General features: G+C 73.1%; 24 protein-coding genes. 3 read left to right on the forward strand and 21 right to left on the reverse strand.

The window, feature by feature from the left end; all coding sequences use genetic code 11:
- Nucleotides 1-151: 151 nt before the first annotated feature.
- The 12 genes from manA to ACGF7U_RS30725 all read right to left on the reverse strand — a co-directional run bounded on the left by manA (nucleotide 152) and on the right by ACGF7U_RS30725 (nucleotide 13164).
- Nucleotides 152-1315 (reverse strand): mannose-6-phosphate isomerase, class I, encoded by a 1164-nt coding sequence (gene manA, locus ACGF7U_RS30670; protein ID WP_393112663.1) that lies wholly within the window; start codon nucleotides 1313-1315, stop codon nucleotides 152-154.
- 3 nt (nucleotides 1316-1318) lie between these two features.
- The gene (locus ACGF7U_RS30675; protein WP_393112665.1) at nucleotides 1319-2320 is read right to left on the reverse strand and encodes a cation diffusion facilitator family transporter; all 1002 of its coding nucleotides are present in this window, start codon (nucleotides 2318-2320) and stop codon (nucleotides 1319-1321) included.
- Nucleotides 2321-2396: 76 nt separating this feature from the next.
- The gene (locus tag ACGF7U_RS30680; RefSeq protein ID WP_393112667.1) at nucleotides 2397-3593 is read right to left on the reverse strand and encodes an SIS domain-containing protein; all 1197 of its coding nucleotides are present in this window, start codon (nucleotides 3591-3593) and stop codon (nucleotides 2397-2399) included.
- Complete coding sequence (locus ACGF7U_RS30685) at nucleotides 3590-3772, reverse strand: Trm112 family protein (RefSeq protein WP_091097439.1); 183 nt, start codon at nucleotides 3770-3772, stop codon at nucleotides 3590-3592. The genes ACGF7U_RS30680 and ACGF7U_RS30685 overlap by 4 nt, the downstream gene beginning before the upstream one ends.
- A gap of 62 nt (nucleotides 3773-3834) precedes the next feature.
- Nucleotides 3835-5220 (reverse strand): phosphomannomutase/phosphoglucomutase, encoded by a 1386-nt coding sequence (locus ACGF7U_RS30690; protein WP_393112669.1) that lies wholly within the window; start codon nucleotides 5218-5220, stop codon nucleotides 3835-3837.
- A 69-nt stretch (nucleotides 5221-5289) separates the two neighbouring features.
- On the reverse strand, nucleotides 5290-6321 hold the full coding sequence (locus tag ACGF7U_RS30695; RefSeq protein WP_393112751.1) for a hypothetical protein: 1032 nt from the start codon (nucleotides 6319-6321) through the stop codon (nucleotides 5290-5292).
- A 175-nt stretch (nucleotides 6322-6496) separates the two neighbouring features.
- Nucleotides 6497-7243, reverse strand: a complete 747-nt coding sequence (gene nfi / locus ACGF7U_RS30700; RefSeq protein WP_393112753.1) for a deoxyribonuclease V — start codon at nucleotides 7241-7243, stop codon at nucleotides 6497-6499.
- Between the two features lie 32 nt (nucleotides 7244-7275).
- A complete protein-coding gene (locus ACGF7U_RS30705) occupies nucleotides 7276-7488 on the reverse strand; it encodes a hypothetical protein (RefSeq protein ID WP_393112671.1) in 213 nt (70 codons plus the stop codon).
- 98 nt (nucleotides 7489-7586) lie between these two features.
- The gene (locus tag ACGF7U_RS30710) at nucleotides 7587-8012 is read right to left on the reverse strand and encodes a hypothetical protein (protein WP_393112673.1); all 426 of its coding nucleotides are present in this window, start codon (nucleotides 8010-8012) and stop codon (nucleotides 7587-7589) included.
- A 5-nt stretch (nucleotides 8013-8017) separates the two neighbouring features.
- A complete protein-coding gene (locus ACGF7U_RS30715; protein WP_393112675.1) occupies nucleotides 8018-12388 on the reverse strand; it encodes a toxin glutamine deamidase domain-containing protein in 4371 nt (1456 codons plus the stop codon).
- 18 nt (nucleotides 12389-12406) lie between these two features.
- The gene (locus ACGF7U_RS30720) at nucleotides 12407-12745 is read right to left on the reverse strand and encodes a hypothetical protein (protein WP_393112677.1); all 339 of its coding nucleotides are present in this window, start codon (nucleotides 12743-12745) and stop codon (nucleotides 12407-12409) included.
- Nucleotides 12745-13164, reverse strand: a complete 420-nt coding sequence (locus ACGF7U_RS30725; protein ID WP_393112678.1) for a YbaB/EbfC family nucleoid-associated protein — start codon at nucleotides 13162-13164, stop codon at nucleotides 12745-12747. The genes ACGF7U_RS30720 and ACGF7U_RS30725 overlap by 1 nt, the downstream gene beginning before the upstream one ends.
- Nucleotides 13165-13239: 75 nt before the next feature.
- Here ACGF7U_RS30725 and ACGF7U_RS30730 point away from each other — a divergent pair, with 75 nt between their 5' ends.
- Nucleotides 13240-14472 carry an SUKH-3 domain-containing protein gene (locus ACGF7U_RS30730; protein ID WP_393112680.1) on the forward strand — a complete coding sequence of 411 codons (1233 nt, stop codon included), beginning with the start codon at nucleotides 13240-13242 and terminating at the stop codon, nucleotides 14470-14472.
- A 1-nt stretch (nucleotide 14473) separates the two neighbouring features.
- Here ACGF7U_RS30730 and ACGF7U_RS30735 read toward each other — a convergent pair whose 3' ends face one another.
- On the reverse strand, nucleotides 14474-15913 hold the full coding sequence (locus ACGF7U_RS30735; RefSeq protein ID WP_393112682.1) for an aldehyde dehydrogenase family protein: 1440 nt from the start codon (nucleotides 15911-15913) through the stop codon (nucleotides 14474-14476).
- A 136-nt stretch (nucleotides 15914-16049) separates the two neighbouring features.
- On the opposite strand from ACGF7U_RS30735, the gene ACGF7U_RS30740 reads away from it, so the two are divergent.
- Complete coding sequence (locus tag ACGF7U_RS30740) at nucleotides 16050-17486, forward strand: gamma-aminobutyraldehyde dehydrogenase (RefSeq protein WP_393112684.1); 1437 nt, start codon at nucleotides 16050-16052, stop codon at nucleotides 17484-17486.
- 3 nt (nucleotides 17487-17489) lie between these two features.
- Entirely contained in the window at nucleotides 17490-18764 is a 1275-nt protein-coding gene (gene gabT / locus ACGF7U_RS30745; protein WP_393112686.1) for a 4-aminobutyrate--2-oxoglutarate transaminase, read from the forward strand.
- A gap of 91 nt (nucleotides 18765-18855) precedes the next feature.
- Here the strand turns inward: gabT and ACGF7U_RS30750 are convergent, their stop codons facing one another.
- The 8 genes from ACGF7U_RS30750 to ACGF7U_RS30785 all read right to left on the reverse strand — a co-directional run bounded on the left by ACGF7U_RS30750 (nucleotide 18856) and on the right by ACGF7U_RS30785 (nucleotide 26344).
- Nucleotides 18856-19167 (reverse strand): helix-turn-helix domain-containing protein, encoded by a 312-nt coding sequence (locus ACGF7U_RS30750; RefSeq protein ID WP_393112688.1) that lies wholly within the window; start codon nucleotides 19165-19167, stop codon nucleotides 18856-18858.
- On the reverse strand, nucleotides 19133-19558 hold the full coding sequence (locus ACGF7U_RS30755) for a type II toxin-antitoxin system RelE/ParE family toxin (protein ID WP_393112690.1): 426 nt from the start codon (nucleotides 19556-19558) through the stop codon (nucleotides 19133-19135). Before ACGF7U_RS30755 ends, ACGF7U_RS30750 begins: the two co-directional genes overlap by 35 nt.
- A 58-nt stretch (nucleotides 19559-19616) precedes the next feature.
- Nucleotides 19617-20630 carry an agmatinase gene (gene speB, locus ACGF7U_RS30760; protein WP_393112692.1) on the reverse strand — a complete coding sequence of 338 codons (1014 nt, stop codon included), beginning with the start codon at nucleotides 20628-20630 and terminating at the stop codon, nucleotides 19617-19619.
- Nucleotides 20627-21829 carry a saccharopine dehydrogenase family protein gene (locus ACGF7U_RS30765; RefSeq protein WP_393112694.1) on the reverse strand — a complete coding sequence of 401 codons (1203 nt, stop codon included), beginning with the start codon at nucleotides 21827-21829 and terminating at the stop codon, nucleotides 20627-20629. The genes speB and ACGF7U_RS30765 overlap by 4 nt, the downstream gene beginning before the upstream one ends.
- Nucleotides 21829-23289: an NAD(P)/FAD-dependent oxidoreductase gene (locus ACGF7U_RS30770; RefSeq protein WP_393112696.1), complete on the reverse strand. Its 1461-nt coding sequence runs from the start codon at nucleotides 23287-23289 to the stop codon at nucleotides 21829-21831. The genes ACGF7U_RS30765 and ACGF7U_RS30770 overlap by 1 nt, the downstream gene beginning before the upstream one ends.
- Nucleotides 23286-24131, reverse strand: a complete 846-nt coding sequence (locus ACGF7U_RS30775) for an ABC transporter permease (RefSeq protein WP_393112698.1) — start codon at nucleotides 24129-24131, stop codon at nucleotides 23286-23288. The genes ACGF7U_RS30770 and ACGF7U_RS30775 overlap by 4 nt, the downstream gene beginning before the upstream one ends.
- Before the next feature lie 58 nt (nucleotides 24132-24189).
- The gene (locus ACGF7U_RS30780) at nucleotides 24190-25104 is read right to left on the reverse strand and encodes an ABC transporter permease (RefSeq protein WP_393112700.1); all 915 of its coding nucleotides are present in this window, start codon (nucleotides 25102-25104) and stop codon (nucleotides 24190-24192) included.
- A gap of 73 nt (nucleotides 25105-25177) precedes the next feature.
- The gene (locus tag ACGF7U_RS30785) at nucleotides 25178-26344 is read right to left on the reverse strand and encodes an ABC transporter ATP-binding protein (protein ID WP_393112702.1); all 1167 of its coding nucleotides are present in this window, start codon (nucleotides 26342-26344) and stop codon (nucleotides 25178-25180) included.
- Between the last annotated feature and the right edge of the window lies 1 nt (nucleotide 26345).

Genomic DNA, 26345 nt, shown 5'->3' on the forward strand with positions numbered 1-26345 from the left:
CGCGTTCTCGGACCGTCGTCGCGATAACGCTGCGTACTCATAGGGTCACACTGCGCCAACCGCACGTCAAGCTATTCCGGGAAAGTCGGACTTGCCCCTGTCGAGGTTGCCCGAGTCAGCGCAGGCCGCCGGGTCAGCACAGGCCGCCGGCTCAGCGCAGGCCGCAGCTCGCGACGTACGCCTCGCCCGTGCCCGCCAGGCGCAGTGGCCCGGCGGCGGCCGTGCCGACCGCGGCCCGCCCCGGCCCGAGCGTCACCGGGCCGGCCCCGTCGTCCACCGAGAGCTCGCCGGCGCCGCACAACACCACCCGCGGCCCCGGCACCGGCAGCGTCACCTCCGGCAGCGCCGCGCCCACCGTCACCCGGTGCAGCGCGAAGTCGTCCACCGGCACCGGCCAGGTGACCACCCCGGGGGCGACCTCCAGCGGCGGCACCACCGGGTCGCGCAGCACCTCGAAGCGCAGCACCCGCAGCAGCTCGTCGACGTCCACCCGCTTCGGCGTCAGCCCGCCGCGCAGCACGTTGTCGCTGGCCGCCATGATCTCCACGCCGGTGCCCCGCAGGTAGGCGTGCAGGTTGCCGGCCGGCATCCAGATCGCCTGCCCGGGCGCCAGCCGCACCCGGTTGAGCAGCATCGCCACCAGCACCCCGGGGTCGCCCGGGTAGGCGGCGGCCAGGTCCCGGGCCAGCTCCGCGTCCGGCCCCGCGACCGGCGCCGCCGCCACGGCCGCCACCAGCGCGTCGCGCCCGTCGGCGGGCCAGGTCAGCAGCAGCCGTACGGCGTCGCGCAGCCCCGCCGGGCCGGTGCGCAACGCCGCCAGCACCGGCTCCAGCCCGGGTACGCCGAAGCCGGCGAGCACCTGCGCCGAGGCGACCGGGTCGCGGAACCCGCAGAGCGCCTCCATCGGCGAGAGCGCGACCAGCAGCTCCGGCTTGTGGTACGGGTCGACGTAGTTGCGCTGCCCGTCCGGGCGGTCGGCGTCGGCGGCGTGCCCGGCGCGGGCCTGCTCGGCGTCCGGGTGCGCCTGCAGGCTCAGCGGGGCGTCCGCGGCGAGCACCTTGAGCAGGAACGGCAGCCGGGTGCCGAACCGGCCGACCACCCGCTCGCCGAGCCAGTGGTCCGGCTCGGCGAGCAGCAGGTCGGTCAGGCTGACCCGGCCGCCGTCGCGGTCGACCATGGCCGGGGCGCCCGGGTGGGCGCCCAGCCACAGCTCGGCCTCCGGGCCGTCGCTCGGCACCGGCCGGCCCTGCAACCGGGCGATCGCCGAGCGGGACCCCCAGGCGTAGTCCCTGATCGGTCCGTGGAGCAGTTCCACCCGTCAGCTCCCGGGCCGCCCGGCGGCCTCGCCCGGCTCGGAGCCCGGCACGGCGGTGTGCGCCGCGCTCCCGGTGCCGGCCCGCTCGGCGGCGGCGCTGTAGATGTCCGGCTCCAGGTAGATCACCCGGGCGGTCGGCACGGCCGCGCGGATCCGGGCCTCGACGGTGTTGATGCTCCGCGCCAGCACCTCGGCGTTCTCGCAGGCCGGCGCGGCGACCTTCGCGGCCACCATCAGCTCCTCGGGGCCGAGGTAGAGCGTCTTCATGTGGATGATCCGCTCGAACTCGGGGCCGTCGGTGACCGCCTTCTCGATGGCGGCGACGTCGTGCGCCTCGGCGCCCTCACCGAGCAGCAGGCTCTTGGTCTCGATGGCCAGGACGACGGCGATGACCACCAGCAGCACGCCGATCATCGCGGTGCCGACCGCGTCCCACTCACCGTTGCCGGTGATCAGCGTCATGGTGACGCCGAAGAGCGCGAAGACCAGGCCGACCAGGGCGCCCAGGTCCTCCAGCAGCACCACCGGCAGCTCGGGCGCCTTGGCCCGCCGGACGAAGTGCACCCAGGACTGGTTGCCCCGGACGAGGTTGGACTCCTTGATGGCCGTGCGGAAGGAGAACGTCTCCATGATGATCGCCGCCACCAGCACGGTGACCGGCACCCAGTGCCACTCGGTGATGCCCTCCTTGTGCGACCACTTGTGGTACGCCTCGTAGAGGGCGAAGAGACCACCGACGCTGAACAGCACGATCGACACGATGAACGCGTAGACGTAGCGCTCGCGGCCGTAGCCGAAGGGGTGCTGCGGGGTGGCCGCCCGCTTGGCGCGCTTGCCGCCGAGCAGCAGCAGCCCCTGGTTGCCGGAGTCGGCGACCGAGTGGATCGACTCGGCCAGCATCGACGACGACCCGGTCAGCAGGAACGCGACGAACTTGGTGACGGCGATGCCGACGTTGGCCAGCAGCGCGGCGACGATCGCCTTCGTCCCGCCGTTGGCGCTCACGCCGTCGCTCCGGTCCGTCGCGCGGCGCCACCGGCCACCGGCGCACCGCGCCGCCCGACCCGTTCCCTGCTATCGCTCACTGGTTTGCCAGCTCCTTCATCTCGGTGATGGCCGGTACGGCCATCGGGTCCAGTCCGTGTGCCAGGGCGAGGTAGACCGAGGCGAAGTCCGGCACGGCGACCAGCGAGGCGAGCCGCTCCAGCGCGGAGCCGCCCTCGGCGGTCACCACGTCGCAGCGCACGCCGCGCCGCTCGGCGAGCGTCTGCACCGCGTCCGCGCGGCGCTCCTCGACGGCGAGCGGCTCGTCGGCGTCGTCCTCGGGGTTCAGCCCGCCGTCGCGCAGCAGCACCAGCCGCAACCGGGTGCCGGCCGGCTCCTCCTCGTCGGGGTCGGCGAAGATGTCCCGCTCCCCCTCGACCAGGCCGCCGAAGACGCCGTCGAGCAGGCCGACCCGCCCGCGTCCCGCCTCGCCCAGCGCCCCGCTGACGACCGGGTAGCGGGCGTTGGCGGACAGGGTGTCGCCGAACCGGCGGGCCGCCACGGTGGCCAGCGGCGACGAGCCCCAGACGATCGGCACCGAGCCGGCCAGGCCCAGGGCGAGCGACTTCGCCGGGTTGACGAAGGACTCGGCCGTGGGGCGGCAGCGGTCCGCGTCCGCGTCGAGCCGGGCCGCGGTCTCCGCCAGATCCGCCTCGTTGACCTTCACCAGGCCGAGCGTACGGGCGGCGAGCAGGACCGGCACGGTGAGCGCCCAGAGGCTGGCCCGGGCCGGGGCGCGCCGGGGCACGGGGATGAACGGCGCCCGGGCCCGCTCGGCCACCGACTGCAACTGCGAGTCGGGCGCGCCGACGGCGACGAGCCGGGCGCCCCGCCGGTGCGCGGCCTCGGCGGCGCCCAGCGCCTCGGGGCTGCGGCCGGAGGCGCTGACGGCGATGACCACGTCGGCGGCGCCCACCCAGCCGGGCACGCCGGCGCTGCGGTGCGGGATGACCGGCACCGGGCAGCGCGGCCCGGCGACCGTGGCGAGCACGTCGCCCGTGCGCCCGGCGGTGCCGATGCCGGCGATGACGACCGCGCGGGGCCGGCCCTCGTCGGCGAGCACCTGGAGGTTGGCCTCGGCGGCCAGGGCGGCCGACTCGCGGACCTGCGCCCCGGCGGAAGCGGTGTGCCGCAGCATGCCGCCCGGGTCGTGCTCGGCGAGCGCGTCCTGGTCGTCGAGCAGGGCCTCGTCGGGCTCGCGTCGGCCGCTGACCCCGGCCGTACCGTCGATCACGACCGCTCCGCGGGGCCGCGCGCCTCGTCCAGCAGCAGCACCGGCACGTCGTCGCGGACCTCGAAGATCCGGCCGCACTCGGTGCAGGTCAGCGTCTGCGCCTCGGCGTCGTAGTCGAGCGGGGCGTGATGCGTGTCCGGACAGGCGAGGATTTCCAGCAACTGCGGGTCCAGGGCCACGGCGCGGCTCCTTCCACGTATGCGGTTTCACCGATCGACGGTGCCGACCGGCGCAGGCGATCTTATCGGCGAACCCGGTCGAGCACCTCGTCACGGAGGGCGGTCATCCGCTCCCGCGTCGGGGCCTCGACGTTGAGCCGCAGCAGCGGCTCGGTGTTGGAGGCGCGCAGGTTGAACCACGCGCCGTCCGGGAAGCGCAGCGTGAGCCCGTCCAACTCGTCGGCCTCGGCCTGCGGGTACGCGGCCCGCACCTCGGCCACCTTGGCGGCCTGGTCGGCCACCGTCGAGTTGATCTCGCCGGAGGCGACGTACCGCTCGTACTCGCCGGCCAGCACGGACAGCGGCAGCGACTGCTCGCCGAGGGCGGCCAGCGTGTGCATCGCGGCGAGCATTCCGGTGTCGGCGAACCAGAAGTCCCGGAAGTAGTAGTGGGCGGAGTGCTCGCCACCGAAGATGGCGTTGGTCCGGGCCATCTCCGCCTTGATGAAGGAGTGCCCGACCCGGGCGACGACCGGCTCGCCGCCGTGCTCGCGGATGATCTCCGGCACGGCGCTGGAGGTGATCAGGTTGTGGATCACCGTCGAGCCGGGGTGCTTCGCCAGCTCGCGGGCCGCCACCAGGGCGGTGATCGCCGATGGCGAGACCGGCTCGCCGCGCTCGTCCACCACGAAGCACCGGTCGGCGTCGCCGTCGAACGCCAGACCGATCTCGGCGCCGTGCTCGAGGACCGCGCGCTGCAGGTCGACGAGGTTCGCCGGGTCCAGCGGGTTGGCCTCGTGGTTGGGGAACGTGCCGTCCAGCTCGAAGTAGAGCGGCACGATCTCCAGCGGCAGCGCCGGCAGGGCGGCGTCGCCGAGCACTGTCGGGACGGTGTAGCCGCCCATGCCGTTGCCGGCGTCGACGACCACCTTGAGCGGGCGGATGCCGGAGAGGTCGACCAGTTCCCGCAGGTACGCCGCGTAGTCGGCCAGCAGGTCGCGCCGCTCGGCCGGCGCGGCCGGCTCGCCGGCCGGGCGGGCCTCGCCCTTGTCCAGCAGGGCCTGGGCCCGGTCGCGGATCTCGGCCAGCCCGCTGTCCTGCCCGATCGGGCGGGCGCCGGAGCGGCACATCTTGATGCCGTTGTACTGCGCCGGGTTGTGGCTGGCGGTGAACATCGCGCCGGGCAGGCCGAGCGAGCCGGATGCGTAGTAGAGCATGTCCGTCGAGGCGAGCCCCAGCTCGATCACCGAGCGCCCCTCGGCGCGGACGCCGGCCGCGAAGGCGGCCGCCAGACCGGGGCCGGTGGCACGCATGTCGTGCGCGATGAGCACCGCGTCGCCGGCCTCGCCGTGAGCGCCCAGCACCTGCGTGAAGGCCGCGCCGAGAGCCTCGGCGGTGCGCTCGTCCCACTGGTCCGGCACCGTCCCACGGACGTCGTAGGCCTTCACGATCTGGGACAGATCAGACACCGGTCTCGCTCCTTGCGCCGCAGGTCGTCAACGGCCTGAGCGTATCGGAGCGGCGCCGGGCGGCCCGGCTCAGCCGGGGAGCCGGGGCATGAGCACCGTGTGGTCGCCGCCGCCGGTCTCCGAGGGCGGGTCGCCGGGCCGCCCGGAGGCGGGCGGAGCCGACGTCGGCCGGCCGTACTGCCCCGGGGCGGGCGGCGACGACGTCGGGCTCCCGGGCGGGGCGGACACCGGCGGCGGGGTCGAACCGCCGGGCACCACCTGGGTGGCCTCCGGGCCCGGGCGGCTGCCGTACACGCCGCCGGCCGGACGCGGCGCGGGCGCGCCCCCGTAGACGCCGGGGGTGGGCGGCTGCTGGCCGTACACCTGGCCGGGCGGGGTGGGGGCGGCGGCCGGGCCCTGCGCGGAGCGGTAGGTGGTGCCACCGGGGTTGCGCGGCAGCGGGACGTGGGGCAGGTCGTCGGCGGGCTCCTTGTCGGCCCGCGACCGGCGGAACAGCAGGACGATGAGCAGGATCCCGACGGCGACCATGGCGATGCCGAAGAACATGATCATCGAGCCGCCGGAGGACTCCTCCTCGGCGGCGTTGACGGCGGCGCCGCCGCCCTGGCCGGCGAGGGCCGCCACGGTCGCCTTCACCTCGGCGCCTCCCGCTTCGGTGGCGACCGCGCTCGGGGTGGGCGAGGGCTTCTTCGAGGGCGTCGGGGACGGCGAGGCGGTGGCCCGGCCGCCGACCACCCGGGACGCCTCGGCGCCCCGACCGAGCAGCCGCCCGAGCGCGTTGCTGGCCTCGCCGGTGACCGTCAGCCGGCCGTTCGACGCGCCGGCGGTGAACGCCACCCGGTAGCGCACCGTGATGCTCTTGCCCTTGCACAGCCTAGGGTTCGCCGGCGAGGTGGCCGGGGTGGCCACGCTGCCCCCGCCGTCGCTGCGCTTGCGCACCTCGATCGAGACGCCCTCGGCGGAACCGCCGGCGGTGAAGCTGCCGGCCGACCGCACCCGGACCGAGTCGGCGGCGAGCGCCGGCGTCGCGCCGAGCGCCACCAGGCCGCCCAGCAACGCGCAGACCGTCGCGAGCCGCGCCACGTGCCGACGTACCGCCATGATCACCTCGCCGTTCCTCCCCCCACGGGGGTCCGCCGGTAGGCTACTACCGCGCCCGGGTGGGGCCCGGTCATTGAGCGCTCCGGATGTGCGCCGTATTACCCCCGTGGTGGCGCCACGGCACCTGTCCCGACGGGCGGGCTGGTCGGGGCGGGGTCGCGCCTCGCCACCAGCCTCAGCGGGCCGGACCGGCGCCTCGTCGGTGCGCCGGCGGTGGCGGCTCGCGGCGTCGGTCCGGCGCGGCGGCGGCCAGCGCGTCGCGGCAGAGCCGGTCGGCGGTACGGGTGGTCTCCGGCAGCCGGTAGCGCGGCGTCAACGCCAGCACCCGGGCGGTCGCGTTGTCGAGGCTCATCCGGTGGCCGACGCTGACGAAGACCGGCTTCACGCCGTCCCGGGTGCGCAGCACCCGACCCACCACCTCGCCCCCGTCGCGCAGCGGCGTCCACGCCCCGCGCCGGTCCGCCGGGGGAGACCACGCACCGAGCAGCGGCGTCTTGCCGACACCGATCGCCGGCAGGCCGGTCACCACGCCCAGGTGGCAGGCCAACCCGAACCGGCGCGGGTGGGCCAGCCCGTGCCCGTCGCAGACCAGCACCTCCGGGCGCACGGTCAGCCGGTCGAGCGCGTCGAGCAGCGCGGGCAGTTCGCGGAACGCGAAGAGCCCCGGGACGTAGTCGAAGGCGGGCCGGCCTACGCTGACCGCCGAGTCGACCACCGCGAGGGTCCGGGCGTCCAGCACCGTCACGGCCGCCGCGAGTCGGTCACCGCTCTCGGCGTACGCGACGTCCAGGCCGGCCACCGTCGCGGGCTCGGCCGGCCCCGGCCCGACGAGGTCGACCAGCGACCGCAGCCGCTCCTGTACGGCCAGCGCCTCCGCCACGCTCCCCGGCGGGTCCACCCGCGCACCCGCCACCCCAGACATGCCGTCCTGCGCCGCCCCCGATCCGTCGGTCTTCACGACTGGCCGGCAAACCGATGGGCACGCGGCTGGCCGGCGTCGACGGCAAGGACGAGCGTGACACCGATACCGATGCCCAAGCCAACGCCGGCGGCGCCGTCCAGTGCGACCAGGCCGGTGACCAGACCGAGCATGATGCCGACCGGCCACGCCCAGGGGTTGGGCTGGCCGTCGCCGGACCGCTCCCGCACGCTGTCTGATTCAGCCATTTCGCCATGCTATTCCGGCTTCACAAGCCATCCCGCCGGGCGAACGGTCGTGCGTCGACTGACCGACGTGGCAGTCGACCAGGCTCGTGCTAGCTGCGCTACTGGGCCAGCGAAGGATCGGCGGCAGGATCACCTGCTCGCTGAAGCTCCTCCTCGAACATCACGAAGGTCTTGCGCCTGATGCCACGAACCAACGCCAGTTCCTTTGTAGTCAACTGACGCCTCTCGGCCTTGGCATTTTCCATGATGGCCTTGACCGTCTCGTAAAGCGCGAAAATCGGCCCCTCGCCCCGCAGGTAGCGGCCGCGGTCATGCTCCGTCCAGTCCACGAAGGAGTCCACCGTCAATGAACTTATCTCTCCGCCAACAGCGAACAGAATCTCTTCAATCAGGTCGTCGGCAGGCTCCCACCCACCCGTGTCATGCGACAGCCGCCAAGCCTTGATGCCGCCATCAGGAGTGTCGACCAGTTTGACGGGCGACTTGTAATAGCTGAAGTAGGCCGGCAGCACCAACCCAGGCATCTCGGTCATCCTAGCGGGCCTCCGCCCAATGTCGTCTGCAGCGCCTGCCAAAAATATCGCTGCTCCTCTTTGAGAACACCGTTCCAGACAGCGCGTTCCACCTGCGACATGGTACGGCCTTGATCTTTGGCCACCGCTTTTAGGTCCCGCCGGACTTCGTACAAGGCATGCTCCCAGGCGGCTACGTCGTCCAAGGCTTGAAGATGCAGGCGAAATTCCGCAATGTGCCCGTTCGATGTCCGCAGCGACATCTGGACGTCGCGATAGCCACTTGATTGAGGGGAGATGAAACGGTCTTCGAATTCGACAATCTCCACGCCAACATATCCGTGAAGCACTTCAAGCGCCGCGTAGAGATCTGAGAGTTCATGAAAGGCGACCTTCGCGGCAGCAAGGTCGGTCAGCATCGAAACGTCCCCTCGATACTTGGCCACCTTGTCCTCTGCCCGTTGCCTGTCCTTCGGCGCGGGGCGGCCATCAGGTACGGCCGGCCCAGGCGATTCGGCAGCCAGGCGCCGCGCGAGAGCGGTAACCTCCCGCTGCGCTTCGACCGCATCGGCATACAACCGGTCAAGATACTCCGCCTGATACTCGACGTCGTTCTTGCGAGCTACGTCGAACCCGGACTGAATGGACCGTTCCGGACCTGTGGGAAAGAGCGCGCTGATCCTTCGTTGATCGTCCGTAAGAGGCGTTTGGTGAGGCGTAGGCACCGATCCTCTGACGACCGCTTCGGCTCCTCGTACCGCGATGTCGTCAAGCACCGAGCCGAGGACGTCGATCGCCTGTTGGTGGCTGGCCAGGTGATGCAGCGTCACCGGGCGCGCAGTCAGCGAGTTCGCCAACTCCGGCGTAGAAAGAATCATCCGCGCCAGGTCCGGCTGTCGCACCAACTGCCGCACGAGGGTCTCGGCGAGCATCGGCTCACCCCGGGGCGGATCTCGCCAGGTGTCATCCAGCATGCGCTGCACGCGCGGCTCCGCGAACAGCCGCGCTACGTCCGTGGCGGCCGGCTCGTCGAGGTCAGGTACGAGTCGCCGGAGTGCCGGCGCATCGAGCCCGGCCGCCACCTCTGCCGGGGTCGCGCCAGCGGCGAACACCCGGTCCAAGTCCGGCGCGTCGGCCAGGACGGCGCTCGCGGGGATGCCGTTCGCCACCCGCTCTGCCTGTGCGCGTTCCCGCGCGGCCCGCAGCTCTTCCGGCGGGACGTCGCGCCGGCCGGGTGGCGGCTCGGGCTCACCGAACTGCGCTGAGGGCCCGTCCGACACCGGTTCACCGGGCGGGGCCGCGCCAGGGCCGTCGAGCAGGTATATGCGGTTGAGGTACGGCTCGCCGTACCCCTGGTCGGTCTCGACGGGCGGGTGGTCCGGCAGGTCGGGTCGCTCGCTGAACCGGCCGCGCCGCAGCCCCGCCAGTGGCATCGGTCTGGCGTCCGGGCCGAGCACCAGGACCTCAATGTCGACGGCGTTGTACGGGTGTGGGGTACCCCGGTGCGGGTACAGCGGCGCGTCGGACACGACTCCGGTCTGCGGGTCGAGGTAGAGCACCGTGCCGTGCTGGTTGAGGGCGACCCAGATGTGGGATCCGCCCTGCTCCCAGGTGTTGACGACGAAGGCGAAGCTGCCGTGGCCGCCGATGCGGAGTTGGTCGTGCAGATTGCGGTAGCCGGCTTCGATGCTCCGCCGCCGCTCGGCGCCCTGGACGTCGTCCGTCGGCTGGCAGAGGCGTTGGAAGCGCCCGCCCGTGACGTCCTCGATCCGCCCCATGCCGCCCCGCTCACCGTTGATGGGGCGCGTGACGTCGCCGGACAGGTAGGCGTCGAAGGTGCGGGGAGCGGCCACCCGGGGCCGACCGTGCATCCAGGTGTCGAACAACGACAGGGTGCAGTCGATGCAGTTGATGGCACGCGTCGGGTCGGCCCTCGGCCCACCGTCGTTCACCAGCCCGAACCAGCCGCCGAGTCGCGGGTCGGCGGTGCGCCTGACGCTCCCGTCAGGCTCGCGCGGCACCTGCCGTTCGATGTCGGTCTGGTGCAGTGCCAGCGGTGGACGCAGACCGCCGGGCTGGCCGTAGTTCCGCGACCGGTCGATCGGCGGCGGATGGTCGTCTTCCGTCAGCGCCGAACGGTCGGCGGTCTCCACGGCGCCGAGTGCCAGGTCGCCGACGTCGTCGTTGATCCCGTGGAAGTCCGTGTCGCTGACGGCGACGACGGCCGGGGCGGCCGCCCCGGCAAGGATGGCCTCCGCCAGATCCCGCTGCTGGTGACACCAGCGCTCCCGCTCGCGGCCTTCCTGGAAGTAGCGCTCGGAGGCGGCACGCTGACCGGCCTGCGCCAGGCGACGGCCCTCGCTGACGAGCCACCGGGCTTCGTCGTAGCTCCGGTCGGCAGCCTGGCGTAGCTGGGCCGCGCTGTCCAGGCGACGATTCTGCTCATGGTTGGCCCGCTGGAACTGGAAGTGCCCCCGGTAGCGGCGACGCTCGAACGCGTCCCGGTCCGCGGCCCACATGGCGGCGTACCACTCCGCGGTGCGCGGACGCGGAGGCAGGTCTGCGGTTCCTGAGTGGTGTGCTGGCGGCTCCGGCGCGCGGCTGGTCGCGGACCGGTCATCGGGAGTCTCAGGCGGTGACGGCAGGACGGGCGTGGGCGCGGTCCACGGAGCCGAACCGCTCCTCGCAGCGGCCTCACCGCGCGTCGTCTGCTCGGGGGTCGCAACCGGGTAGCTCTGCGCCGGGACACCGGCAAGGGGGGCGGTGACCCCGGGGTTGTTCGGGGTGGGCGCTCCGGCCGCCGTCGGGGACGTCGCCGCAGCACTCGCGTTTTGCGGAGAGGTCCCGGCACCCGACGCCAGATCGGCGACGTTGCCGACCCCCGCCGACGGCGGATACGCAGGCGCGGGAGGGGCCTCCGGCATGACGGAGGAAAGCGTCGGGTCGACTGGGGCGGCCGGCATGTCCGCACGCGACATCGACGTGACCGGTCCCGCGGCATCAGTCCCCACCATGCGCTGCGTGCTGCTGGACGCCTCGATTGGGACAGGGTCGGGTATCGCAGGGACGACGGAAGCGGCAGGAACGGTCCCGGAGTCGACAGCCGGCTCCCCGGCGGAAGCCCCGCCCTGCTCGGGCAGCCGAGGCCCGGGCTCGGACGCGCGGGAAGTGGAAGCCGCACGCGTCTCGGACGTAGAGCCGGGTTCAAGCGCCGGGTCGACACCGACGGTCGGGCCGTGTCGGGGCGTGGCCGCATCAGGGGTCGCCAACGGGTGCTGGGACACGTCCGCGCTCGCCGACGGACCTGAGATGCCGGTCGAGGTCTGCGCCGAAGCCGCGTTGTCCATCGGTCCAAGCGACATCCCGGCGAGGGCGCTCATCTGCCCGTCGAGCCGGGCCTGCAGCGCCGCGTCGGCCTGCGCGGTGGCGGAGCCGCGGGCACCGGACACGGCCGCGCGGGCCGCGTCCTCCACGGAGGTCAGCCCTTGCCCGGTGGCGAGACTCGCGGCCTGCTCGGCCATCACCTCGCCGGTCATCTCGCGGCCGACGTGCTCCCCGATGCGGGCCCCCCGCCCGGTGGCGTGTCGACCGAGGCCGGCCAGCGGCGCCACCGCCCCGCCGGCCAGGCCGCCGACCGCCGTCGTGCCCAGCTCCGTCAGGTCCAGCCCGTGCCGTCGGCCGGTCGAGTTCTGGTAAGCCTGGGTGGCGAGGTTGATGCCGCTCTCCTCGGCCGCCTCGGACAGGCCACCCAGCGCCGCGCGCCGGCCCACGCCCCGCACACCACCCCTGGTGACCTCCTTCGCCGCCCGCTCGCCGGCCTCCTTGAGCCCCTGCTTGAGCGACTTGCGGGCCAGTTGCGCGATCAATCGCCTGAATATCTGCTGCACGATCAGCCGGGTGGCGGTGATCGCCGCCCCGGCGGCGGGCGAGGCCGCGCCGGCGGTGAGCACGGTCGCGACCGCCAGCGACAGCAGCTCGATCACCAGGATGCCCAGCTCGATCCAGACCTCGAGCTTGGCGCCCTCGATGTCGCAGCCGCACTCCTCCACCAGCCGGCCCAGCTCGGTGCTGACGGCGAGCAGCACGGGCAGCGGCGCCTCGTCGCCCTCCGCCACCCGCCGCCAGGCGGTGTCGAACGCGGCGGAGACCGCTCCGATGCCGCCGTACCCACCGCGCACCTCTCCCGCGGCCGCGACGGCGTCGGTGTGCGGCCCGGCCAGCGCGGCGGCCACCGCGTACCACTGGTCGGCCAGCTCCCAGACGGCGCGCTCGTTCCCCTCCGGCCACTCGACGCCGACCACCCAGTCGAGGGCCTCGTAGACCCAGCCCGGCAGATCCCAGGGCGAGTAGTCGAGCGGGTGCGGGATGGGGCTCGGCAACAGACTCATCCGGGTCTCCTCCGCGGATCAGCGCTGCTGGTGCCGGTCAGCGGCACGGTCGAGCCGACCGGCGCTCGCCGCGTCCGTGCGCAGGTTGGCGTCGACGGACCGGACCACGTCGGCGCCCAGCCCGTCGAGGTGTCGGCCGACGCCCTCCCACACGCGCAGCACCAGTTCCTCGAAGCCCCTGTACCTCTGCTCGAAGGCGGCCCCGATGTCGTCCTTCCCCCACGGCCGGGACGCGCTCGCCGCCGCGATCGCGCCGCCCACCTCGCGTCGCCGCGCGGTGACGGCCTCGCCGGCGAGCGAGAGGTCGGTGCCCCCGCGCCGGGCGCGCTGCGGGTCGAGCCAGAGCTGCCCGTCCATCACTCGCCCCGGCGAAGCGCCGAGTCCGCCCGGCCCAGCAACGAGCCGAAGTCACCCGTACGCAGGAAGTCGACCGCGCCGGAGCCGGCGGGCAGATAGCCGGCCACCAGCTCCTGCGTGGCGGACGCGGCCGCCGCGCCGGCCCGGTGGACGGTGGTGGTGATCTTCCGGCTCAACGCCTTCGCGTCCCGGTCGTGGTATACGGACGGGTGCAGCTCCACCGAGATCAGGTCGCCGCGGGCCCCGACGGTGGCGGTCACCTGACCGTCGTCGGAGCGCTCGGTCACCCGCAGCTCGGCGAGCCGTGTCTGCAGCTCGTCCAAACCGGACCGAAGCCGCTGGTAGTCCCCGTACACCTCGTCGAACCGCGCCCGCAGCGCACGATTGGCGTCCCGGTCCACGCTCTCGGCCAACGCCACCCTCCCCGGTTACCGTCGGTAGGGCGAACCATACCGGGCGCCACGATTTCCGTGGGGTCCGGTAGTTTCAAGCGCGTGATCGATCGCCAGCAGGCCGAGCAGCTCGCCGCCGTGTGGGCCCGCCGCGACTCACAGCGCCTGGGACACGAGTGCCGGCCGGCGGTCGACGAGTTCGACCTCGGCTACGTGATCACGTCCACAGTGTCCGTCGAGGCGCGGACGGTGCCGGGCGAGCTGCCGACCACGGTGGTGGACAAGGAGACCGGCGAGGTGACCACCTGGCCGCGCGTCCCGGTCGAGGTCGTCGAGCAGATGTACCGCCGGAGCCGGCCGGAAGGCACGGGCGCGCCGCGCACGGTCGACCCGGCGAGCCAACTGCTCCGCGAGCTTCACCGGCTCCCCACCCCGGGCACGGCGGCACACCTGACCGTCGAGGGCCGGCTGTTCCGCGCGCAGGGCGCCAAGGGCGACGTCGAACTGAACCACCACCCGCTGGTCCGCGCCTACCTGGACGAGTTGCCCGCGGGCCACCTGGCGCGCGGCGGCGACCGGCACGCCGAGTTGATCGTCGTCTCGGACGTCCTGCACGAGTACGACCACCGCCGCGCCGCCGAGGGCATCGCCCCGTTGGGCATGGCCGAAGCGGAGACACTGCTGGGTGGCGCCCGCTTCGAGGTCTTCCGGGTGCGCGAGCCGGGCGACCCCTACGGCGGTAGGGCCGACCGCGCCTGCGACTCGTGCGTCAACTTCCTGGTGCATTTCAACGTGTTGTCCTGGGCGGAGTTGGCTTTCACCGCGGAGTGGCACCCGGAGCCGCGGCACCCACATCATCCGGACCGCTTTCCGCCAGCGGTCGGCGACGCGCTGATGGATGCCGGCTGGGAGGACAGCGAGTTCAATTCCGCCCTGGCCGCCGGGGCGATCCGGGAGACGTGCGAGGTCACCGGCCAGCGACACCGGCACGAGCCCTTTCCGGCGGCCGAGCGGGCTCTGACGGCCTTCCCCGCTGTCGTGAGCAGTCGCCGAGGTCCGGGCGAGGAGGTGTGGATCAGCCGGTTCACGACCAATCCGCTCCGGAGTGCGCACTCAGCCGACACTTTGGCCGACTTCGCGGCCGTCCTCGGGGCGCGGCTCTTCCCCATGGGCTCCGAGCACGGCGACAGCATCCTCGCCGTCGACGAGCGGGGCCGGGTGTTCGCGTTGGACCAGGCGGGCGAGTGGTTCCTCGGCGAGGACGTCGACGCCGCCCTGACCACCCTGCTGCTCGGCCGCGCCCCCGCCCGCGTCCGCGACGACGGCACCTGGTGAGCTACAACGTCACCCCGGTCAGCACCAGGACGCGCGGGTCGGTGTAGTCCTCCATCGCGCTGCGCAGTCCCTCGCGTCCGACGCCGCTGCCCTTCACCCCGCCGTACGGCATCTGGTCGGCCCGGTACGACGGCACGTCGCCGACGATCACCCCGCCCACCTCCAGGGCGCGGTGCGCGGCGAAGGCGACGTCCAGACGATGCGTGAAGACGCCCGCCTGGAGTCCGTACGCCGAGTCGTTGACCGCGGCGAACGCGGCTTGGTCGTGCTCGACTCGGGCGACCACCAGCACCGGCCCGAAGACCTCCTCTGCGCTGACCCGGGCGTCCGCCGGGACGCCGGTGAGCACGGTCGGCGGGTAGGTCGCGCCCTCGCGCCGGCCGCCCACCTCGATGGCGGCGCCGGCCGTGACCGCCTCGTCCACCCACGCCTCGACCCGGCGGGCGGCCTCCTCCGACACCAGCGGGCCCACGTCCGTCAGCTCGTCCGACGGGTCGCCCGTGCGCATCTCCTGCACGGCCGCCACCAGCCGGGGCAGGAACGCGTCGTAGAGCCACTCGTGCACGTAGACCCGCTGTACCGCGATGCAGGACTGCCCGGCCTGGTAGTTGGCGAACGTCGCGATGCGGTGCGCGGCGAAGGTCAGGTCCTCGTCGGTGTTCCAGTCCTCGCAGATCACGGCGGCGGCGTTGCCGCCCAGTTCCAGGGTGACGTGCTTGTCGGGCACGGACCGGCGGATCGCCGCGCCGACGGGGCCGGAGCCGGTGAACGACACCACCGGCAGCCGGGGGTCGGCGACCAGTTCGCCGGCGCGCTCGTTGGGCAGCGGCAGCACCGAGAACATCCCCTCCGGCAGGTCGGTCTCGGCGAGCAGTTCGCCGAGCAGCAGCGCCGACAGCGGGGTGGCCGGCGCGGGCTTGACGACGATCGGGGCGCCGACCGCGATCGCCGGGGCGACCTTGTGCGCGACGAGATTGAGCGGGAAGTTGAACGGCGTGATGCCGAGCACCGGCCCCTTCGGCGCCCGCCGGACCAGCGCGATCCGGCCGGTGGCGGCCGGGTCGGTGTCGAGGCGTTGCAGCTCGCCGGAGAAGCGCCGCGCCTCCTCGGCCGCCCAGCGGAAGGTGGAGACCGCCCGGCCGACCTCGGCCCGCGCCCACTTGAGCGGCTTGCCGTTCTCGGCGGTGATCAGGCGAGCGACCTCGTCGGCCCGCTCGGCGAGCCGCCGGGACACGTGGTCCAGGGCCGCGGCGCGGGCGTGCGCGGGCAGGGCCGCGGCCGCCGCGGCCACCCCGGCGGCTGCCGCGACGGCCGCTTCGACCTGGTCGGCGGTGGCGAGGGTGGTACGACCGGCAGCGCGCCCGTCGTACGGGTGGTGGACGGTCAGTTCGCCCTCGCCGTGGGCGGGGCGGGAGGCGACATAGAACGCTGCGGGCTCCACATGGAGCAGCGTAGACGACCCGCCCGTCCACGGAAACAGTCGCCTTAACCCTTGTCTGCCGCGAATTCAGTAGCCAAGATGGCAGTCACATTGCGATAACCGCCGAAGACCGCACCCCTCCCGGAGTGAGCCCGTCATGAGCGACCAGCAGCAGCTGCGCAACTTCGTCAACGGCGACTACGTCGAGCCGACCGATGGCGGCTACGCCGACCTGATCGACCCGTGCACCGGTGAGGTCTTCGCGCAGGCCCCGGTCTCGGGGCCCGCGGACGTGGACGCGGCGATGAGGGCCGCCGCCGACGCCTTCGAGGGCTGGCGGGACACGACCCCGGCCGAGCGGCAGAAGGCGCTGCTGAGGCTCGCCGACGCGGTCGAGGCCCGGGCCGGCGAACTTGTCGACGCGGAGGTACGCAACACCGGCAAGCCGCGCCAGCTCACCGCCGACGAGGAGCTGCCGCCGTCGGTCGACCAGTTCCGCTTCTTCGCCGGGGCGGCCCGCATGCTGGAGGGGCGCTCGGCCGGCGAGTACCTGGCGGGGCACACGTCGTACGTGCGGCGCGAGCCGATCGGCGTCTGCGCCCAGGTCACCCCGTGGAACTACCCGCTGATGATGGCGGTCTGGAAGATCGCCCCGGCGCTCGCGGCCGGCAACACGGTGGTGCTGAAGCCGTCGGACACCACGCCGGTGTCGACGCTGCTGTTGGCCGAGATCGCGTCGGAGTTCTTCCCGCCGGGCGTGTTCAACGTGGTCTGCGGCGACCGGGACACCGGTCGTACCCTCGTGTCGCACCCGACCCCGCAGCTCGTGTCGATCACCGGCTCGACGCGCGCGGGCATGGAGGTCGCCTCCGCCGCGGCCCCGGACCTCAAGCGGACCCACCTGGAGCTGGGCGGCAAGGCCCCGGTGGTGCTCTTCGACGACGCCGACGTGGCGGCGGCGGCCGAGGCGATCGCGGTCGGCGGCTACTTCAACGCCGGGCAGGACTGCACGGCGGCGACGCGGGTGCTCGCCGGCCCCGGCATCCACGACGACTTCGTGGCGGCGCTGGCCGAGCAGGCCCGCAACACGAAGACCGGCGCACCGGACGACGCGGACGTGCTCTACGGCCCGCTGAACAACGCCAACCAGCTCGCCCGGGTCAGCGGCTTCGTCGACCGGCTCCCCGACCACGCCTCCGTCGAGACCGGTGGTTCCCGGCTCGGCGAGCGCGGCTACTTCTACGCCCCGACGGTCGTCAGCGGGCTGCGCCAGTCCGACGAGATCATCCAGGACGAGGTGTTCGGGCCGGTCATCACCGTGCAGCGCTTCTCCGACGAGGACGAGGCGGTGCGCTGGGCCAACGGCGTCGACTACGGCCTGTCGGCCTCGGTGTGGACGAAGGACCACGGCCGGGCGATGCGGATGACGCGCCGGCTGGACTTCGGCTGCGTCTGGGTGAACACGCACATCCCGTTCGTCTCGGAGATGCCGCACGGCGGCTTCAAGCACTCCGGCCACGGCAAGGACCTCTCGGTCTACAGCCTGGAGGACTACACCCGGATCAAGCACGTCATGCACAACATCGAGGGCTGACCCATGGCATCGTCCGAGGAGTTGCACAAGCGGCGGGGCGCCGCCGTCGCCCGGGGCGTCGGCAGCGTCGTGCCGTCCTACGTGGACCGCGCGTCGGGCGGCACGATCACCGACGTCGACGGCCGGGAGTGGATCGACTTCGCCGCCGGCATCGCGGTCACCAACGTCGGCAACTCCGCGCCGCGCGTCGTTGAGGCGGTGCGGGCGCAGGTGGAGCGCTTCACCCACACCTGCTTCATGGTCGCCCCCTACGAGTCGTACGTGGCGGTCTGCGAGCAGCTCAACGCGCTCACGCCCGGCACGTTCGAGAAGCGGTCGGCGCTGTTCAACTCCGGCGCCGAGGCGGTGGAGAACGCGGTGAAGATCGCCCGGCACGCCACCGGGCGGCCGGCGGTGGTGGTGTTCGACCACGCGTACCACGGCCGGACCAACCTGACCATGGCGCTGACCGCGAAGAACATGCCGTACAAGCACCGGTTCGGGCCGTTCGCCGGGGAGGTCTACCGGGTGCCGATGTCGTACCCGCTACGCGACGGGGGCCTTTCCGGCACCGAGGCGGCGGCCCGGGCGATCGAGACGGTCGAGAAGCAGGTCGGCGCGGAGAACGTGGCGGCGCTGCTGATCGAGCCGATCCAGGGCGAGGGCGGGTTCGTCGTGCCGGCGCCCGGTTTCCTGCCGGCGCTGCGCCACTGGGCGACCTCCACCGGAGTGGTGTTCGTCGCCGACGAGATCCAGACCGGCTTCTGCCGCACCGGCGACTGGTTCGCCTGCCAGCACGAGGGCGTCGAGCCGGATCTGGTCACCCTGGCCAAGGGCATCGCCGGCGGGCTGCCACTGGCCGCCGTCACCGGCCGGGCCGAGCTGATGGACGCGGTGCACGTCGGTGGCCTCGGCGGCACGTACGGCGGCAACCCGGTCGCCTGCGCGGCGGCGCTCGCGTCGATCGAGACCATGCACGAGCTGGACCTGGCCGCGGCGGCCCGCCGTATCGGCGCGGCGATGACGGCACGCCTGCGGGCGGTCGCCGAGCGGGACCCGCGCGTCGCCGAGGTGCGCGGCCGGGGCGCGATGCTCGCCGTGGAGATCGTCCGTCCCGGCACGCTCACCCCCGACCCGACCGCCACGGCGGCGGTGTCGGCGGCCTGTCACGCCGCCGGCCTGCTCACCCTCACCTGCGGCACGTACGGCAACGTGCTGCGCTTCCTGCCGCCGCTGGTGATCTCCGAGGCCGACCTGCACCGGGGGTTGGACATCCTGGACGAGGCTTTCCGCGGCTGACGGCGCGGGCCACCCGGCTAGCGCCCCAGCTCACCACCATCGTTCGCCCCGCGGCGAGGGGGCCCTCCCCGTCGCTGGGAGCGCGGCACGTTCAGGCGATCTGCCGCAGGTCGTTGCCGTAGTCGAAGATGATGCGCAACCGAGCGCCCAGGGCTGCGGCGTAACGACTCAACGTGGCGACCTCGTTGACGTCGAGGTCGCCGTTCTCGATCTGACTGACCCGTCCCGGCGTGACCCCCATCAGCTCGGCCACCTGGCGCTGGGTCAGCCCCAGCCGCTTACGCTCCTCGGCCAGGTGGAACGCGCTCACCCACGCTTCCGTGCGCGCCCGCTCCCTGTCGTGCTCCGCCTCGTCGTCACGAAGCTCGTCACGGACGTCTTCCCAGTCGTAGAACTCCGTCACGACTCCCCCTTCGCTTGCTCTCGTGGTCGAGCCAAGCCTTGTAAGCGACCTCCGCCAGCGGAACGTTGTCCTGGTACCACCGCGTCAAGTTTCCCGCCTTGTTGCCGGCCACGAGCAGGACGGCCTGAGACCAGGGATCGAAGACGAACAGCACCCGGACCGCGACGTCCCGTCCCGATCTGGGGCGCAGCTCCTTGAGATTACTGATCGCACTTCCACGCAACGTGTCGACCAGTGGACGCCCCAGGCCGGGCCCGACCTCCGCGAGCATGTCGACGGCGACGCTCACGCTCCGGCACGTGTCCGGATCAGTGCGTCGCAGGTCGCGGAGCCACTCGCGCACCTCGCCGGTGACCCGCACGGACCAACGTCCCCCGGCCGCAGCACTCATGGGCGCAACTATAGCTCGAACTAAACAGGCGCGGGACGCCCGCAACGGTGATGCGCGGTCAGCGGGCGTCGAGGAGGGGTTGGGTGGGGTTCCAGGGTGGGCCGCCGGCGGCGTCACGGCGGCGGCGGGCCATCGCCGACAGCGCCTCCAGCACCACGCGGTTGCCCAGGTACGCGGTGATGTCGGCGTGGTCGTACGGCGGGGCGACCTCGACCACGTCGACGCCGACGACGGGCAGCTCGTAGCAGCAGCGCCGGACCGCGTCGAGCAGTTGCCGGGAGGTCAGCCCGCCGGGCTCCGGGGTGCCCGTGCCGGGTGCCATGCCCGGGTCCACCACGTCCACGTCGACGGAGAGGAAGACGCCCTCACACTCGTCGGTGGCGATGGCGAACGCCTCGGTCAGGCAGTCGTCCAGGCCCCGGGCGACCAGCTCGGTCATCTCGTACGACCGCATCCGCTGCTCGGCCATCCACGACAGCGTCTCCGGCCCGGGCCAGTAGCCGCGCAGGCCGATCTGGAGGAACCGGTCGCCGCGTACGGCGCCGGACTCGATGAGCCGGCGCATCGGCTGGCCGTGCCCGTGCAGGGCGCCGAACTCGATGTCCCCGGTGTCGGCGTGCGCGTCGAAGTGGACCAGCGACACCCGGCCCAGCCCGTGGTGGCGGGCGACGCCGGTGGCGTCGGGCAGTGCGATGGAGTGGTCGCCGCCGAGGACGACCGGGATCGCCCCGGCCGAGGCGACCGCGTGCACGGCGGACTCCAGGGCGGCCAGGGACCGCTCGATGTCGCCGGCGAACATCTCGACGTCGCCGGCGTCGTACACCCGCAGGTCGCGCAACGCGTCGACGCGCAGCGCGAGGGACGGGCGGGAGCCGTCGTGCGGCAGGTAGCAGGCCTGGCGGATGGCGGACGGGCCGAAGCGGGTGCCCGGCCGGTGCGAGGTGCCGCCGTCGAAGGGCGCGCCGACGATCACGACGTCGGCGTCGGCGAAGGACGGCGGGTCGTCGAGGGTGCAGCGGTCGACGCCGAGGAAGGTGACGTCGGGGCCGAACATGGGGCCGTAGCGGGTCATCGGTCCTGCATCCCCCAGGGTGAGCCGTATCCGGTGAGCAGATCCAGGAACGGGCGCGGGGGCAGCGCCTCCGGGCCGAGCACGCCGGTGCCGGACCACGCGCCGGTGGCGAGCAACTCCAGGGCGACGACGGGGTTCACGGCGGTCTGCCAGACCACGGCCTGGTGGCCGTACTCCGCCATGGACCACTCGTTGTCGACCACGTGGTAGAGGTAGACCTCGCGCGGCCTGCCGTCGGGGGCCGTCCCACGCACCCAGGTGCCGGCGCAGGTCTTGCCGCGCATGCGGTCGCCGAGGGTGGCCGGGTCGGGCAGGCAGGCGGCCACGACGTCGCGGGGCGCGACCGTCACGCCGCTCACCCGCACCGGCGAGGCCGCGTCGAGGCCGAGCTTGTGCAGGGTCTTGAGGACCTCGATGAACTCGTTGCCGAGGCCGTACTTGAAGGTGACCCGCTTCGCCGCCACCCAGCGCGGGATCAGCAGCACCTCCTCGTGCTCGACGTTGACGCACTCGACCGGGCCGATCCCCGCGGGGAAGTCGAACACCTCCGGCTCCGAGAACGGCGGGGTGGTGTACCAGCCGCGGCCGGCCTCCCAGATGACCGGCGGGTTGAGGCACTCCTCGATCGTGGTCCAGATGGAGAACGACGGCGCGAATTCGTAGCCGTCGACGGTGAGGTTGCCGCCGTCGCGTACCCCGATCTCGTCGATCTCGGCGAACAGCTCGTCGGCGGCGTAGCGGGCGAAGACGTCCGACAGGCCCGGCTCGACGCCGATGCCGCACAGCGCCAGCCGGCCGGCGGCCGACCAGCGGTCGGCGGCGGCGAACTGGTCGTCGCCGAGCTTGACCCCGGTCTCGGCGTAGGGCCGGTCGGGGTGCGGCCGGGACAGCGACATGGCCATGTCGAGGTAGTCCGCGCCGGCCGCGAACGCCCCGTCGAAGATCGGCATGACGAAGCGCGGGTCGACCGCGTTGAGCACGTGCGTGATCCGGTGCTCGCGGCAGAGCGCGGCGACCGCGTCCACCGAGGAGGCGTCGACGGTGGCGGCGACGAACCGGTCACCGTGGCCGGCCACGGCCCGCGTCGCGCGGGCGGGGTCGCGGTCGGCGACGACGACGGTCTCGAAGAAGGAGCGGCGGGCGGCGATGGCGACGGCGGCGGAGCCGACCCCGCCGGCGCCGACGAGCAGGATCCGCATCAGGAATCAAACCCCAAACCGAGACGATCGAGTGTACGGAGCCAGAGGTTGCGCCGTCCCGCCCGCGCGTCGGCCCGGGCCAGGGACCAGCGGGTGAGGTGGATGCCGGTGGCCCGCAACGGCTCCGGCGGGAACGGCAGCGGCTTGCTGCGCACGAGGTCGAGCCGGGTCAGCGGGGTCTGCCCGCCGCCCAACAGGTCGAGCATCACGCGGGCGCCGAACCGGGTCGCGCCGACGCCGAGACCGGTGTAGCCGGCCGCGTACGCCAGCCGGCCCTCGTAGGCGGTGCCGAAGAACGGGCAGAACCGGGTGCAGGTGTCGATGACGCCGCCCCAACGGTGGCTGAACCGCACGTCGGCGAGCTGCGGGAACGTGGTGAAGAAGTGGTCGGCGAGGGCGGTGAACGTGGCCGGCCGTTGCGACAGCTCGGGGGCCATCCGGTTGCCGTAGTGGTAGACGGCGTCGTAGCCGCCGAAGAGGATCCGCCCGTCGCCGGTGATCCGGTAGTAGTGGAACTGGTTGCCGGTGTCGGCGAGGCCCTGCCGGTGGCGCCAGCCGATCGCGTCGCGCTGGCCGGGCGTCAGCGGCTCGGTCGTCAGCACGTAGTCGTAGACCGGCACCAGCCAGGCCCGCAACCGGCGCAGCAGCGGCGGGAACGCGTTGGTGGCGAGCACCACCCGCCCCGCCCGCACCGAGCCGGGGGCGGCGTGCCCGCCCGCCCCCGGGGCGTCGGCCCCCCGAGCGTCGGACGGTCCGCCGAGGGTGGTGGCGCGCAGCGCGGCCCCGTCGCGGCGCAGCCCGGTGACGCGGGTGTGCTCGTGGATCCGCACGCCGAGGTCGAGGCAGGCGCGGCGCAGGCCCCAGGCCAGCTTCGCCGGGTCCAGCATCGCCACCCGGTCGCGGTCCCACAGCCCGCCGAGGTACGTCGGCGAGTCCACCTCGGCGCGTACCTCGTCGCGGTCGAGCAGCCGCACGTCGTGGCCGAACCGGTGGGCCAGGTCGGCGTCGTCGGCGAGCCCGGCGAGTTGGTGGGGCTCGACGGCGACGGACAGCTCACCGGTGCGCTCGTACTCACAGTCGATGCCGTACGCGGCCACGGTGTCGGCGATGGCCGCCAGGTTCTCCCGGCCGAGCCGGTCCAGCACGTCGATCTCGTCCGGGAAGCGCTCGACCCCGTTGGCGAGGCCGTGGGTGAGCGAGGCGGCGCAGAACCCGCCGTTGCGCCCGGACGCCGCCCAGCCGCAGGTGCCCGCCTCGACCAGCAGCACGTCCCGGCCGGGGTCGTCCTGTTTGGCGAGCAGCGCCGCCCAGAGCCCGCTGTAGCCGCCGCCGACGACCAGCAGGTCGGTGGCGGTCGCCCCCCGCAGCGGCGGCAGCGGGTCGGGGCGTTCCGGACGGTCCAGCCAGTACGGCACGGGCGCCGCGTCGGCGAGGGCCCGGCCGGCGTCCGGGCGGGTCATGACCGGCCCCGCGCCGGCCCGCCGGCCGCCGCTGCGGCCCGCAGGCCGGCGCGGCGGCTCCGCCGGCCGCGCAGGGTGCTGGCGAGCACCAGCAGCAGCGCGACCACGAACATCGCCGTGCCGATGACGTTGACCTGCGGCGGGATGCCCCGCTGGGCGGCGCCCCAGACGTACATCGGGAACGTGACGGTGGTGCCGGCGTTGAAGTTGGTGATGATGAAGTCGTCGAACGACAGCGAGAACGCCAGCAGCGCGGCGGCCACGATGCCGGGCAGCACCAGCGGCAGGGTGACCAGCCGGAAGGTCTGCCACTCGCTCGCGTAGAGGTCCATCGCGGCCTCCTCCAGCCGGGAGTCCATCCCGGCCAGCCGCGCCTTGACGGTGACCACCACGAACGACACGCAGAACATGACGTGCGCGATGACGATGGTCCAGAAGCCCTGCGGCACCCCGGCGGAGACGAAGAGGGCGAGCAGCGAGGTGCCCATCACCAGCTCGGGGGTGGCCATCGGCAGGAAGATCAGCACGTTGATCCCGGAGCGGCCGCGGAACCGGTGCCGCACCAGCGCGAACGCCATCAGGGTGCCGAGCACGGTGGCGACGACGGTGGCGATGAACCCGATCTGGACGCTGCGCACCACCGCGTCGCACATGTCGGAGGTGGCGCACGGGTTGCGCCAGTTGTCGAGCGTGAACTCGTGGAAGTCGTACGACAGGCGGCTGGACGGGCGGTTGAAGGACAGGGCGGCGACCACGGCGATCGGCAGGAAGAGATAGCCGAGCACCAGCAGCGCCACGCCCATCACCCAGCGGTCGGCCAGCCAGCGGAGGACCCGGGTCATCGGCGCCGCCCTTCGTTCGCGACCGCGGGGCTGCGCCTCGCGGCACTCCTCGCGCCCATCACAACACCTCGTCCGTGCCGGCCCGGCGCAGGTAGCCGAAGACGACCGCGAGGATCGCCGCCATCAGCAGGAAGGACAGCGCCGCGCCCTGCGGGTAGTCGAGCCGGACCAGGAACGCCGAGTCGATGACGTTGCCGATCATGTACTCGTTGGGGGTGCCGAGCAGCTCGGCGTTGATGTAGTCGCCGCTGGCCGGGATGAAGAACAGCAGCGTGCCGGCGACCAGGCCGGGCATGGACAGCGGCAGGGTGACCCGGCGGAACACCCGCAGCGGGCTGGCGTAGAGGTCGCTCGCCGCCTCCAGCAGCCGGGGGTCGAGCCGCTCCAGGCTCGCGTACAGCGGCAGCACCAGGAAGGGCAGGAAGTTGTACGTCAGGCCGAGCACCACCGCGACCGGGGTCGCCAGCAGCCGGCCGTCGGGGGCGAGCAGGTGCACGTCGCGCAGCAGCCCGACGAGCCAGCCGTTGTCCGACAGGATGGTCTTCCAGGCCAGCGTGCGCACCAAGAAGCTGGTGAACATCGGCGCGACCACGCAGACCAGCAGCAGGTTCTTCCACCGGCCGGCCTTCTGCGCGATCGCGTACGCCAGCGGGTAGCCCATCAGCAGCGCCAGCACCAGCGCGATGCCGGCATAGACGAAGGAGCGGGTGAACTGCGGCCAGTACGCCGCGAGCGCGTCCGGGTAGTTGCCGACGGCCCAGGTCAGCGCGTACCCGGTGGCGAGCGATCCGGCGGGGTCGTACAGGCTGGCGGCGGCGAGTTGGAACAGCGGCACCGCGAAGAAGAGGAACAGCCAGGCCGCGCCGGGCAGCAGGAGCAGGTACGGCAGGAACCGGTGCCGGCCGGACCGGCGGGCCGGCGGGGGCGGCGTCGGATGCCCCGACCCGGTGGGCACGTGCGCGAGGACGCTCATGCCGCCGCCTCGCCCCGCTCGCCGCCCCGAGGCGCCGCCGCACCGGGCTGGCCGGTTCGCTCGCTCCGCCCGCTCACGAGGGCGCACCCACCGGCTCGTCGAGCACCGGCGTGGTCCGGTCGTGCTCGCCGGGCTTTCGGGGCAGCAGAAAGGCGTGCCGAGGGTCCCAGTAGGCCACGGCCTCGGCCCCCACGGACAGCGGGCCGGTCGCGCCGCTGTTGGCCACGAAGACCGACAGCTCGCTGCCCCAGCCGGTGCGCAGCAGGTACTGGGTGCTGACGCCGACGTAGGAGGCGTCGGTGACCACCCCGGTGACGTGCTGGCAGCCGGCGGGGACCTGGTCGGCGGAGTCGACCAGGTGCAGCTTTTCCGGGCGTACGCCGAGGTGGACCGGCCCCCGGTCGACCCGGGCCCGGCCGGCGGGCAGCGAGAAGCGACCGCCGTGCACCGAGACCGCCACCTCGCCGCCGCCCGCGCCGGCGGCCTCGCCGGCGAGCAGGTTGGACTGGCCGAGGAAGTTCGCCACGAACGCGGTGGCCGGAAACTCGTAGATGTCGGCGGGCGCGCCGAGCTGCTCGATCCTGCCGGCGTTCATCACCGCGACCGTGTCGGCCATCGTCATGGCCTCCTCCTGGTCGTGGGTGACGTGTACGAACGTGATGCCGACCTCGGTCTGGATCCGCTTGAGCTCGATCTGCATCTGCCGGCGCAGCTTCAGGTCGAGCGCGCCGAGCGGCTCGTCCAGCAGCAGCACCTGCGGGCGGTTGACCAGGGCCCGGGCCAGCGCGACCCGCTGCTGCTGCCCACCGGAGAGCTGGGCGGGACGGCGGTGCCCGAAGTCGTCGAGCTGCACCAGCGCGAGCATGCCCATGACCTCGTCGTCGACCGAGCGGAAGCCGCGCCGGCGCAGGCCGAAGGCCACGTTCTCGAAGACGTCGAGGTGCGGGAAGAGCGCGTAGCTCTGGAACACCGTGTTCACCGGCCGCCTGTACGGCCGCAGCCGGGCGATGTCCCGGTCGCCGAGCAGCACCTGCCCGCTGGTCGGCTCCTCCAGGCCGGCGATCATCCGCAGCGTGGTGGTCTTGCCGCAGCCGGACGCGCCGAGCAGGGCGAAGAACGAGCCCTGCGGGATGGTCAGGCTGAGGTCGTCCACCGCGGTGAAGATGCCGAACCGCTTGGTGAGGTTGGCCAGCCGCAGGTCGCCGGCCGGTGTCGCGCTTCCCGAGGTCGTCCCGCCCATC

It is taken from the genome of Micromonospora sp. NPDC047670 (genome assembly GCF_043204915.1).
Lineage (GTDB): Bacteria > Actinomycetota > Actinomycetes > Mycobacteriales > Micromonosporaceae > Micromonospora.

Bases quoted from the DNA above. Each gene is read 5' to 3' on its own strand.
- ACGF7U_RS30695 (WP_393112751.1), bottom strand. From the start codon at position 6,321: ATGGCGGTACGTCGGCACGTGGCGCGGCTCGCGACGGTCTGCGCGTTG.
- nfi (WP_393112753.1), bottom strand. From the start codon at position 7,243: ATGTCTGGGGTGGCGGGTGCGCGGGTGGACCCGCCGGGGAGCGTGGCG.
- ACGF7U_RS30705 (WP_393112671.1), bottom strand. From the start codon at position 7,488: ATGGCTGAATCAGACAGCGTGCGGGAGCGGTCCGGCGACGGCCAGCCC.
- ACGF7U_RS30710 (WP_393112673.1), bottom strand. From the start codon at position 8,012: ATGCCTGGGTTGGTGCTGCCGGCCTACTTCAGCTATTACAAGTCGCCC.
- ACGF7U_RS30715 (WP_393112675.1), bottom strand. From the start codon at position 12,388: ATGAGTCTGTTGCCGAGCCCCATCCCGCACCCGCTCGACTACTCGCCC.
- ACGF7U_RS30720 (WP_393112677.1), bottom strand. From the start codon at position 12,745: ATGGACGGGCAGCTCTGGCTCGACCCGCAGCGCGCCCGGCGCGGGGGC.
- ACGF7U_RS30740 (WP_393112684.1), top strand. From the start codon at position 16,050: ATGAGCGACCAGCAGCAGCTGCGCAACTTCGTCAACGGCGACTACGTC.
- gabT (WP_393112686.1), top strand. From the start codon at position 17,490: ATGGCATCGTCCGAGGAGTTGCACAAGCGGCGGGGCGCCGCCGTCGCC.
- ACGF7U_RS30755 (WP_393112690.1), bottom strand. From the start codon at position 19,558: ATGAGTGCTGCGGCCGGGGGACGTTGGTCCGTGCGGGTCACCGGCGAG.
- speB (WP_393112692.1), bottom strand. From the start codon at position 20,630: ATGACCCGCTACGGCCCCATGTTCGGCCCCGACGTCACCTTCCTCGGC.
- ACGF7U_RS30765 (WP_393112694.1), bottom strand. From the start codon at position 21,829: ATGCGGATCCTGCTCGTCGGCGCCGGCGGGGTCGGCTCCGCCGCCGTC.
- ACGF7U_RS30770 (WP_393112696.1), bottom strand. From the start codon at position 23,289: ATGACCCGCCCGGACGCCGGCCGGGCCCTCGCCGACGCGGCGCCCGTG.
- ACGF7U_RS30775 (WP_393112698.1), bottom strand. From the start codon at position 24,131: ATGACCCGGGTCCTCCGCTGGCTGGCCGACCGCTGGGTGATGGGCGTG.
- ACGF7U_RS30780 (WP_393112700.1), bottom strand. From the start codon at position 25,104: ATGAGCGTCCTCGCGCACGTGCCCACCGGGTCGGGGCATCCGACGCCG.
- ACGF7U_RS30785 (WP_393112702.1), bottom strand. From the start codon at position 26,344: ATGGGCGGGACGACCTCGGGAAGCGCGACACCGGCCGGCGACCTGCGG.